The organism is Pseudomonas sp. LBUM1646, assembly GCF_059716165.1.
The window spans coordinates 263,002-274,266 of sequence record NZ_CP166810.1 but is presented as its reverse complement, the minus strand read 5'-3'; the positions used below and the strand labels follow the sequence as shown (position 1 = coordinate 274,266).

8 protein-coding genes are annotated in these 11,265 nt (G+C 61.2%); 4 read left to right on the top strand and 4 right to left on the bottom strand.

Annotated features, from left to right (window positions below):
* Positions 1 to 5 precede the first annotated feature (5 nt).
* The 4 genes from ACA071_RS01170 to ACA071_RS01155 all read left to right on the top strand — a co-directional run bounded on the left by ACA071_RS01170 (position 6) and on the right by ACA071_RS01155 (position 3,370).
* Positions 6 to 815: a MetQ/NlpA family ABC transporter substrate-binding protein gene (locus tag ACA071_RS01170; RefSeq protein ID WP_497642791.1), complete on the top strand. Its 810-nt coding sequence runs from the start codon at positions 6 to 8 to the stop codon at positions 813 to 815.
* Positions 816 to 817: 2 nt separating this feature from the next.
* Positions 818 to 1,939, top strand: a complete 1,122-nt coding sequence (locus ACA071_RS01165) for a methionine ABC transporter ATP-binding protein (RefSeq protein WP_497642790.1) — start codon at positions 818 to 820, stop codon at positions 1,937 to 1,939.
* The gene (locus ACA071_RS01160; protein ID WP_154852881.1) at positions 1,929 to 2,573 is read left to right on the top strand and encodes a methionine ABC transporter permease; all 645 of its coding nucleotides are present in this window, start codon (positions 1,929 to 1,931) and stop codon (positions 2,571 to 2,573) included. The genes ACA071_RS01165 and ACA071_RS01160 overlap by 11 nt, the downstream gene beginning before the upstream one ends.
* Positions 2,574 to 2,740: 167 nt before the next feature.
* Complete coding sequence (locus tag ACA071_RS01155; RefSeq protein ID WP_497642789.1) at positions 2,741 to 3,370, top strand: class I SAM-dependent methyltransferase; 630 nt, start codon at positions 2,741 to 2,743, stop codon at positions 3,368 to 3,370.
* Between the two features lie 85 nt (positions 3,371 to 3,455).
* Here the strand turns inward: ACA071_RS01155 and ACA071_RS01150 are convergent, their stop codons facing one another.
* The 4 genes from ACA071_RS01150 to ACA071_RS01135 form a co-directional block, all read right to left on the bottom strand.
* Positions 3,456 to 5,702: a glycoside hydrolase gene (locus ACA071_RS01150; RefSeq protein ID WP_497642788.1), complete on the bottom strand. Its 2,247-nt coding sequence runs from the start codon at positions 5,700 to 5,702 to the stop codon at positions 3,456 to 3,458.
* A 167-nt stretch (positions 5,703 to 5,869) separates the two neighbouring features.
* Positions 5,870 to 8,923 carry an efflux RND transporter permease subunit gene (locus ACA071_RS01145; RefSeq protein WP_497642787.1) on the bottom strand — a complete coding sequence of 1,018 codons (3,054 nt, stop codon included), beginning with the start codon at positions 8,921 to 8,923 and terminating at the stop codon, positions 5,870 to 5,872.
* Positions 8,920 to 9,987, bottom strand: coding sequence for an efflux RND transporter periplasmic adaptor subunit (locus tag ACA071_RS01140; RefSeq protein ID WP_497642786.1), 1,068 nt, complete (start codon positions 9,985 to 9,987; stop codon positions 8,920 to 8,922). The genes ACA071_RS01145 and ACA071_RS01140 overlap by 4 nt, the downstream gene beginning before the upstream one ends.
* Positions 9,984 to 11,087, bottom strand: coding sequence for an efflux RND transporter periplasmic adaptor subunit (locus ACA071_RS01135; RefSeq protein ID WP_497642785.1), 1,104 nt, complete (start codon positions 11,085 to 11,087; stop codon positions 9,984 to 9,986). The genes ACA071_RS01140 and ACA071_RS01135 overlap by 4 nt, the downstream gene beginning before the upstream one ends.
* Positions 11,088 to 11,265 lie beyond the last annotated feature (178 nt).

The window sequence follows — 11,265 nt, the reverse complement described above, 5'->3', positions numbered from 1 at the left end:
CCATCATGACCAAGCACTACCTCTCTCACCCAGTCAAAGCACTGGCCCTGGCCCTCGGCCTCTTCAGTTCCGTCACCTTCGCCGCCGAAGCGCCGCTGAAAGTCGGCACCACCGCCGCCTTCGCCATCCCGCTGGAAGCCGCCGTTGAAGAAGCCTCCAAACAAGGCCTGAACGTCGAGCTCGTGGAGTTCAGCGACTGGATCGCCCCCAACGTCAGCCTCGCCGCTGGCGACATCGACGTGAACTACTTCCAGCACATCCCGTTCCTGGAAAACGCCAAGTCTGCCGCCGGTTTTGACCTGGTGCCGTTCGCGCCGGGGATCATCAACAACGTCGGCCTCTACTCGAAGAAATACAAAAGCTTCGACGAGCTCCCGCAAGGCGCCACCGTCGCCATCGCCAACGACCCGATCAACAGCGGTCGCGGCCTGCAACTGCTGGCTAAAGCAGGCCTGATCACCCTCAAGCCTGGCGTTGGCTACAAGGCCACCGAAGAAGACATCATCGCCAACCCGAAGAAGATCAAAATCCTCCAGGTCGAAGCCGTGCAATTGGTGCGCGCCTATGACGACGCCGATCTGGTCCAGGGCTACCCGGCCTACATTCGCCTGTCGAAGACCTTCGATGCCGGCTCGGCGCTGCTGTTCGACGGCCTCGATCACAAGGAATACGTGATTCAGTTCGTGATCCAGCCAAAAAGCAAAACCGACCCGCGCCTGATCAAATTCGTCGACATCTACCAGCACTCGCCCGCCGTTCGCGCAGCGCTGGATAAGGCTCACGGCAAGCTCTATCAAGCCGGTTGGGAAAGCTGAGCATGACGGCCGCGATCCAACGGCGACTGGATATTCCAGAGCCTCAGAAAGCCGAACAGAAGGAACTGCACCCGGACCTCAATCGCGCTCACGTGCGCTTCATTGGCCTGGGCAAAACCTACAACGGCCAGCAAGGTCCGGTGGCGGCGTTGCACGGCATTGACCTGGCGATCCAGCGCGGTGAAGTGTTCGGCATCATCGGCCGTAGCGGCGCCGGCAAGTCGTCGCTGATTCGCACGATTAATCGCCTGGAACAACCGAGCACCGGGCGGGTGCTGATTGATCAGGTCGACATCGGCGAGTTCGATGAAGACCGTTTGGTGGCGCTGCGGCGGCGGATCGGCATGATCTTCCAGCACTTCAATTTGATGTCAGCCAAGACCGTTTGGCAGAACGTTGAATTGCCGCTGAAAGTCGCTGGCGTGCCCAAGGAGAAACGCGAAAAGAAAGTCCGTGAGTTGCTGGAACTGGTGGGGCTGCAAGAGAAGCACAAGGCCTACCCGGCGCAGCTTTCCGGTGGGCAGAAACAGCGCGTCGGCATCGCTCGCGCGCTGGTGCATGACCCGGAGATTTTGCTGTGCGACGAAGCGACTTCGGCGCTGGATCCGGAGACCACCCAATCGATCCTCGGCCTGCTGCGCGAGATCAATCGGCGCCTGGGTTTGACCATTGTGCTGATCACCCACGAGATGGCGGTGATCCGCGATATCTGCGACCGGGTCGTGGTGCTTGAACACGGACGTGTCGTTGAGCAAGGGCCGGTGTGGGAAGTCTTCGGCAACCCGCAGCATGAAGTCAGCAAGACCTTGCTCGCACCGCTGCAACACGCGTTGCCGGAGGAATTGCAGAGTCGTTTACAGGCACAGCCGCAATCTTCGGACGCCGCTGTGGTGCTGCGTTTGCAATTCACTGGCAGCGCGACCGACGAACCGGACCTGGCGGCGCTGTTCGCGGCGCTCGGTGGCCGCGTACGGTTGCTTCAGGGCGGCGTAGAGCGGATCCAGGGCCATGCGCTGGGGCAACTGCTGTTGGCGGTGACAGGCTCGTCCCTGGGCGCTGAAGAACTGCGTCAGCGCGCCGGCAACTGGGCGCAACAGGTGGAGGTGCTGGGTTATGTGGTTTGATCGCTTGCTGCAGGGCTTTATCGATACGTTTTTGATGGTGGGTGTGTCATCGCTCATCGCGCTGCTGGCGGGCATTCCGCTGGCGGTGATCCTGGTGACCAGCTCCAAGGGCGGGATTTACGAAGCTCCGGCGCTTAACCGAGCATTGGGCGCGTTCGTGAACCTGTTTCGCTCGATTCCATTCTTGATCTTGATGGTGGCGTTGATTCCGTTCACGCGGCTGATCGTCGGCACCACTTATGGTGTCTGGGCGGCTGTGGTGCCGCTGACCATTGCCGCGACACCGTTCTTTGCGCGCATCGCCGAAGTGAGTTTGCGAGAAGTCGATCACGGCTTGATCGAAGCCGCGCAAGCGATGGGATGCCGACGCTGGCATATCGTCTGGCATGTACTGCTGCCTGAGGCGTTGCCGGGGATTGTTGGCGGCTTCACCATTACGCTGGTGACGATGATCAATTCGTCGGCCATGGCCGGGGCGATTGGTGCCGGTGGGCTGGGGGACATTGCGTATCGGTACGGGTATCAGCGCTTTGATAGCCAGATCATGCTGACGGTGATTGTGTTACTGGTGGTGTTGGTGGCGATTATTCAACTCGGTGGGGATCGCTTGGCTCGGGGCCTTAACAAGCGCTGAGTCTGGCTTGGGTTATTGGTTGTCAGTGATATTGCCAGCGCGAGCAAGCTCGCTCCCACAGTTGACCGCGTTCCCCTGTGGGAGCGAGCCTGCTCGCGATGGCTGCGAAGCAGCCCCATGTTTGATGGCGTATATTCGGCAAATCCCCATTGCCTGCGCAGCCCACCATGAAACAGACCCCCGACGACCTCCAGCAGATCACCTCCACCACCCTGGGCCATTACAACTCGGTGGCCGAGGGTTTTCGTGAGGGGACGCGCGATCATGATGTGAGCCAGAACATCGACGCGTTGCTGCGGCACATCCAGGGTGAAGCGCCGTTCAGCATTCTCGATTTCGGCTGCGGTCCGGGTCGTGACCTGCAAACTTTCACACGCATGGGCCACATCGCCGTCGGCCTCGACGGTTCGGAGAAGTTTGCGCAGATGGCCCGGGAGGACAGTGGTTGCGAGGTCTGGCAGCAGGATTTTCTGAAGCTTGATCTGCCGGCCGAACGCTTTGACGGGATTTTTGCCAATGCGGTGCTGTTTCATATCCCGCGTCAGGAATTGCCTCGGGTGTTGCAGGAACTGCACGCGGCGCTGAAACCGGGCGGGGTGTTGTTCAGCTCCAATCCCCGTGGGGAGAATCAGGAAGGCTGGAATGGGCCGCGGTATGGGGCGTATCACGATTTGCAGGCGTGGCAGGCATTGCTGACCGAGGCGGGGTTTGTGGAGTTGGAGCATTACTACCGGCCGGCGGGGTTGCCGCGCGAACAGCAACCTTGGTTGGCGAGTGTTTGGCGTAAGCCTGTGTAGTCAGGTCCGACGCTTTCGCGGGCAAGCCTTACTCCTACAGCGCGCCGCACATCCCTGCAGGAACGAGGCTTGCCCGCGAAGATCTTCAGGGCGACAAAGAAACCTGATATTTCACCACCGTCCCGTCCGTGCCAAACGCCGTGATGCTCTGCCTAGCCAGTGTCTTGCCTTCAACATCACGCTCACGCGCATCAAAATTCGCCACCAACCGCGTGCCATCGGCAAACGTCGTCTGCTGCACCAGGCGATCCTTGCTCAGCCAGCGAAAATCCGTCATCGCCTCAGTCGCCAGACGTTCGTGCAGCGGCCGGAAAAACCCATCCTGCCGTGCAATCACCGGCAAGCGCTGCTTCAACGTATCGGCGCTCAGGTGGTACAGCGGCGGCACGTTGTAGAGCAGCTGCATCAGTTCGTTCTCGGCCCGCACGTTGCTCAGTTTCAGGCTGTCGAACAGCCAATGATGAGTGGTGATCACCGAGCCGTGAAACACCGCCTGATACAGCGGCAACCGCGTCTGCGGGGCAAAGTGCACCGTGCGATAGGGTTCCTTGAGCGGCACGATTTTGAAAAAGACCTGGGGCTTTTCGTTGGGAAACCAGCGGCCCAAGTAATAGGGCGACTTAGGGTTCTTGCTCATGTCCGCATCGCCCCAACCGATCACCGAGGTCTGCATGCCGTGGGCAAACAGCACGCCCCGGGCCGTGGTGGCGTTGCCATCCTCGGAGCCGGCCGGCAGTTGCAACGTCTCGTTGAGCCAGCGCGAAGCGTCGATATTGCCCTCGGCGTTTTGCGCCTGGGTCATGCTGGCGCCGGGGCGATAGCTGTCGAACACCATACCCGTGGCGTAGGCGTCGAGAAACCAGCTGTTGAAACCGGCCTTGGCCTGCACGGCTTTGATGCGAGCCTCGAGCAACGGCCGCACACAACGCGGATCGGTGTAATGCCCGGATTGCTGGAAACCGCTTTTGAAGGCGCCACCGTTCAAGACAATCGCACACTCAAGATTGGCCCGTGAGCCGAGGTGCGCAGTGGTCCAGTCCGGGTTTTCAGATGTGGTCAACGCCGTTTCATAAGAGTCGTAAGGCGCCACCAGATACCCGGCCGCCACGCCTTGGCGCACTGCTTCGGGATGCCAAAGACCGCCCTCCCAGCCCTCGCCGAGACCCAGCCACAAGCGCGATAACCCGGCGGCTTGCAACTGTTCAAACGTTCTCGGCGACAACGTGCTACCCCAGCGTTCGGGGGTTGGGGTCAGCGCTTCGGCAAAGGCTTTAGCCACTTCCGTGCGCAGCCGGCCATAACCTTCAGCCAGTTTTTGCATGTCCGGCTCAGCGACGGCCTGCCAACCACTTCGCGCCTTTTGGTTGAGCGCGCCATTGAGGCTGCGCAGCAACGTGGTTTGCTGGTAACGGTCGAGGGGCGGTTGGGCGCGGCTCAGGATCTGCCGGGTTTCAGCGTCAAAGCTGCCACGCAACTCGCTGGCCAGAGCGCCAGTGCCTCGCAGCAGTTTCAGCAATGCTGGCCAACTGCGCACATCGTCGGGGCCGAGCAGGTCGTTGCCCCACAGATAAACATGACTGGCTCCCAACAGTTTTTTGGCCTCGGGGGTTTTCAGCAGTTTGTCGCTCAGGGGTTCGTATTGCCCGCTGTCGATCAGCCATTGTCGATAGCGCTTGGCACCGGCCAGGGGATCGACGTCGCCCAACGACAACGTGAACGTCAGCGGTGTGCCGGGTGCCAGCGCGGTGAACTGGTGACGGGCGGCCAGCGCCAGGGTCTTGCCCTCGGCACTGAACGTCAGGTGATTATTGTAGGGATTGGTCATCAGCCAGTTCAGCGTGAAACTGCCGTGATCGACGCCCCATAGCGGCAGGCTCAGGTCCTGGGTGGTATTGAGCTCGCCCTGATCGAGCAAAAAGGCTTGCCACAGCGGATCCCCGGCCGGCACGTAATGCCCTTCTGCCAGCGGCCAGATCAGGGCTTTGCCCATTGAACTGCCAGGTTGCTTGAGGAAGCTCAGCGCTCCGGGGTCGCGCGCGCTGATGGACAGGGAGAGATCACGCTGGTCGAGACTGGCGCTGAGGGTCCAGGCACCGTCGTCCCATTGCCAATCGATGCGCTGGGGAGTCTGCACAAGCTGGCTGACCTTGTGCTCAGGCACACCGGCCGACGCCTGCACGGGCAGGTTGTGCGCGGGAGTGGCGCGGATCGACAAGGTTGCCGGGTCGAGTTCGACACGCCACAGCGGGTTTTCCAGCACGATATCGGCCAGGGCCCAAGGCGAGAACAGCAAGGTGCAGATCAGCAACAGAGAGCGATGGCGAGGCGGCATGGGGGTGTCCCTTCTGCGTCAAGAGCAGGGAGGGTAATCAACCGCAATGGAAATGTCGGGCAGTAAAATGTTGGGAAATTGTAGATCGCCTTCGCGGGCAAGCCTCGCTCCGACAGGAGACAGCATTCCCCCAGTGGGAGCGAGCCCGCTCCCACTGGGTATGTGCCTTACCGCGCCTCTTTCTTCGGCTCGCGAATCTTGTACCAGGCCACATACAGCGCCGGCAAAAACAGCAGCGTCAGCAACGTCGCAATGATAATCCCGCCAATCATCGCGTAGGCCATCGGCCCCCAGAACACTTCCCGGGCAATAGGGATCATCCCCAAACTCGCTGCCGCCGCCGTCAGCAGAATCGGCCGACGCCGATGTTCCGTGGCTTTCGCCACCGCATCCCACGGCTCAAGGCCTTCCTTCTCCAGCGCATCGATCTGCGTCACCAGAATCACCGAGTTGCGGATGATGATGCCGATCAGCGCCAGGATCCCGAGGATCGCCACGAAGCCCATCGGCGTGCCCGTCGGGATCAGCGCCAGCACCACGCCGATCAGGCCGAGCGGTGCGACGCTGGCCACCAGGAACAGCTTCTGCACGCTGTGCAGCTGGATCATCAGGAAGGTCGCCATCAAGAACAACATCAGCGGCACGACCTTGGCAATCGGCCCTTGTGCCTTGCCGCTTTCCTCGACCGTACCGCCAGTGGCGACCTTGTAACCCACCGGCAACCCGGCAGCGAACTTATCGATGGTCGGTTGCAGCTGTTTCACCAGGTCCGTCGGCTGGATCTCGTCGCGCACCGCTGCCTTGATGGTAATGGTCGGTTTGCGATCCCGGCGCCAGACCAGCGGTTGCTCCAGTTCATAGCGCACCGTGGCGAAGGCCAGCAGCGGGATCGAGGTGCCACCCGGCGTGACGATTTGCAGGTTTTGCAAGGTCTCCGGCGTACCGCGCTCGGCGTCTTCGGCGCGACCGACGACGTTGATCAGGTAGATGTCATCGTCCACCTGGGTGATCGGCGAGCCGACGACGATGCTGTTCATCAGGTTGGCCACGTCTTCCGACGACAACCCCAGTTGCCGCGCCTTGTCCTGGGCGATGTCGATGCGCAGGACTTTGCCCGGTTCGTTCCAGTCGTAAATGATCTCGCCGATGTGCGAGTTCTTGTCGAGCTCGGTGGCCAGTTCGATCGTGTGCTTGCGCACCTGATCGATGTCCTTGCCGCTGACCCGGTACTGAATCGGACGCCCCACCGGCGGGCCCATTTCCAGGGCCTGCACGTAGCTGCCGATGCCGACGAAGTCTTTGCGCAGCCGCTCACGCAAGCGCTGGCTGAGCGCGGTGCGCGATTCCAGGCCTTTGCTGACGATCACCAGTTGCGCGTAGTACGGGTTCTGCAATTGCTGGTCGAGGGGCAGGTAGAAACGAATCGCGCCTTCGCCGATGTAGGTGCTCCAGCGCACGATGTCCGGGTCGTCCTTGAACGTCGCTTCGAGCTTGTCCACAGCCTTGCGCGTCTCGTCGATCGAGGCGTTTTGCGGCAGGTTGATGTCGACGAGGATTTCCGGCCGATCCGAGGATGGGAAAAATTGGTTCTGCACGAACTGCATGGAAAATACCGACGCCACGAACAACGCAATGGTGATGCCGATGGCCCACCAGCGATTGCGCATGGCCCAGAGCATGCCGCCGTTGAATGCCCGGCCGATGCGACCCGGCTCGGCGGAATGCGGTTTCACATTGGTACTGAGGATGTGCACGGCGATCACCGGGGCAAACAGCACGGCGACGATCCACGACACCAGCATCGCCACGGCAATCACCGCAAACAGCGTGAAGGTGTACTCACCGGCGGAACTGGCGTTCAAGCCAATCGGCACGAAACCGGCGACCGTCACCAGCGTGCCGGTGAGCATCGGAAACGCGGTCGAGGTGTAGGCGAACGTCGCCGCCTGCTCCTTGGTTTCGCCCATTTCCAGGCGCGTGACCATCATCTCGACCGTGATCATCGCGTCGTCCACCAACAGGCCGAGGGCAATGATCAGCGCACCGAGGGAAATCCGCTGCATGGTGATGCCGCTGTATTCCATGAAGACGAAGACCATCGCCAGCACCAGCGGAATCGAGCAGGCCACCACCAGCCCTGCTCGCACGCCGAGGCTGATGAAGCTGACGATCAGCACGATCACCACCGCTTCGAACAACGCACTGGTGAAACCGCCGACAGCTTTTTCCACAACGGCAGCCTGGTCGGACACGTTGTGCACACCGACGCCCACCGGCAAATCGGCGGTCAGGTCGGTCATGCGTTGGTGCAGGGACTTGCCGAACTCCTGGATGTTGCCGCCCTTCTTCATGGCAATCGCCAAGCCAATGGCCGAATGCCCGTTGAAGCGAAACTCCGGGGTAGCCGGATCGACGTAGCCACGACTGATGTCGGCGATATCGGCCAGGCGATAGAAGCGATCGTTGAGTCGCAGGTTGACGTTGGCCAGGTCTTTTTCGGAAGCAAACTGCCCGGAAGTGCGCACGGAAATCCGCTCGGGACCTGCCTCGATCACACCGGCCGGGGTCACGGCGTTTTGCGATTGCAGGCTCTGCACAACCTGGCGCTGATCAATGCCCAGCGCGGCGAGTTTGCGCGTGGAGAAGTTCAGGTACAGGACTTCATCCTGCTCACCAATCATCTCGACCTTGCCCAGCCCTGGCACGTCACGAATCGCGGCACGAACCTGCTCTACGTAATCGCGCAATTGGCGCATCGACAAGCCGTCAGCGGTGAAGGCGTACACCGAGCCGTACACGTCACCAAACTCGTCGTTGAACCCCGGCCCTTGCAGGCCTTTGGGGAAGTCGCCGCGAATATCGTTGATCTTCTTGCGCACCTGATACCAGATTTCCGGGATGTCCTTGGCGCTGGTGGTGTCACGCAGGTAGACGAAGACCGTTGATTCACCGGGTCGGGTGTAGCTTTTCACGTAGTCGAGGGAGTCGAGCTCTTCGAGCTTTTTCTCGATGCGGTCAGTGACCTGCTTGAGGGTTTCTTCCTGGGTCGCGCCCGGCCAGCGGGTCTGGATGACCATGGTCTTGATGGTGAACGAGGGGTCTTCCTCACGACCCAGGTTCATGTACGAGAACACGCCCATCAGCAGCGCGACGAACATCAAATACCAGACAAACGACTGATGCTTGAGGGCCCATTCGGATAAGTTGAAACTCCCTTTCATTGTGGGCTGCCCTCATCGACTTTGACTTTCTGCCCAGGTTTCAGGCTGTTCACACCGGCACTGACCACCCGTTCACCGGACTTCACGCCGTCGGCCAGCACCACCGTTGAATCGGTGCGGCTGATCAGACTGACGTCGCGCGGAGCAACGGTTTGCGTCTGCGGGTCGATGACCCAGATACGGATTTTGCCGTCCGCCTCCTGAAGCGCAGTCACGGGTAATTCAATGCGCGGTTTGATCGCCGAACTGAGGGTCACGCTGATCGCCGTGCCGAGGCGAAAGCCCGGTGGCGTGTCGGTCAGGGTCAGGCGCGCGCGACGGGTACGGGTCGCGCTTTGGGCCTGGGGTTCGATTTCGCGGATGATCGCAGTGCTGGTGATGCTCGGGTCCAGTTGCGAGGCGACCTGGAACACCACGTCCGTCGGCAGTTGATCGACCAGGGTATCCGGCAGGTCGATCACCGCTTCCTTGATGTCCGGTTGCGCCAGGGTCACCACTTGCTGGCCGGCGGTGACGACTTGCCCGGCCTCGGCATTCCACGCGGTGACGATGGCTTTGTGATCGGTGCGCAACTGGACGTAGTTGAGTTGGTCCTTGGCCTGATCGACCGCGGCCTTGGCCTGATCGAGGGACGCCTGGGTGGTTTTCAGGTCGGTCTGGGCGATGTCCAGTTGCGCCTGGGCACCGACCCCGCGATCAAACAACTCCTGCTGGCGACGGGCGCTGGCCTGGGCATTGATGAATTGCGCCTGGATGCGCGCCAGATCACCCTGGGTCGCGCGCAATTGGTTCTGTTGATCGGTGGGGTCGAGGGTCGCGAGTAAAGCGCCCTTCTCGACTTCGGCGCCAACATCGACATTACGGCTGGCGATACGACCCGGCACGCGGAAGCCGATATTGCTTTCGTAGCGCGCCTGGATGCTGCCGGCGAAACGGCCGAGGTCTTCCTCATTCAACGCTTTGACTTCGATGGACAGCACCGGGCGCACCGGCTCCGGCGGTGGCTCTTTTTTCGAGCAGGCGACCAGCAGCAAACCGGCGGACAGCAGCATCAGGCGCTTCATTGGTCGGCTCCCGGTGCCAGATCCTTGTAGGTGTTCTCGGCGATGTCCACTTTCATTCCCGGGTGCAGTAACTGGCCACCGGCGATGATGACTTTTTCACCACCGTCCAGGCCGCCGCTGATGATGACTTTGCCGGTCAGGTAGCGGCCGACGGTGACGGTGTGCAATTGGGCTTTGCCGTCCGCGTCCACCAGCCACACGGCGGGTTCGCTGAGGTTTTTCGTTAGCGCTGACCAGGGCAATTCCACGGCGGATTTGCCCGGCGCCTTGGCCGTGGCGCTGACCACCGAGCCAAGCTGCATGCCGTCAGGCAGACCGTTAAGGGTGACTTTGACTTGTACGGTGCCGGTCTGCGCCGAAACGGCCGGGGTGATTTCCCGGACGGTGCCGGTGGTTTTGATCGCCGGGTTATCGAGCAGGCTGACAACCAGGGATTTGTCCGAGGGCGGCTCGGACAGCAGCGATTCGTAGACGTTGAACACGGCGTCGCGTTCGCCGTCCCGGGCCAGGCTGAAGATCGGCACGGTGGCCTGGACCACTTGGCCGACTTCGGCCTGACGCGCGGTAATCACCCCTGGCGCTTCAGAGATCAGCGAGGTGTAGCTCAGTTGTTCACGGGCGTTGGCCAATTGCGCCTGGGCGGCGGTCAGGGCACTTTGACTGCTGCGTAAAGCAGCCTGCGCCGCATCGTATTCGCTTTGGCTGGTGTAGCCCTTGGGCAAGAGTTTTTGCTGGCGAACGAACGCGGCGGCGGTCTGCTTGACCCGAGCCTGTTCGGCGGTGACCTGGGCCTGGGCCGAATCGACGTTGGTCTGCAGGTCCTTCGGATCGAGTTTGGCGAGCACCTGTTTGGCGGAAACCCGGTCACCGACATCGACCATGCGCTGGATGATCTTGCCGCCGACGCGGAACGACAACTCAGTCTGCACCCGAGCCTGGACGTCGCCGGTGAGGGTCACCGAAGCGGCGTAATCCGCGGGCTTTACCGCTTGCACGAAGACGCGCGGCAGGTCTTTCTCGACCGGTTTTTTATCGCCGCAGCCAGCCAGCATCGCAAGGAGGCTCAGGCCGATCATTATTTTCAATCCGGGACCCGCCATGCAGACTCCTTTGCGTTGTACGAACGTGCCAGTGACGATACGACTGTGAGCTTAGAACAGGGTTCAATGGGTGCACTGGAAGCGTTAAATAATGCGATCACACCGCTGTCTTTGTAGCAGCTGGCGAAGCCTGCGTTCGGCTGCGAAGCAGTCGTGAAGTCAGACACCGCGGTGTATC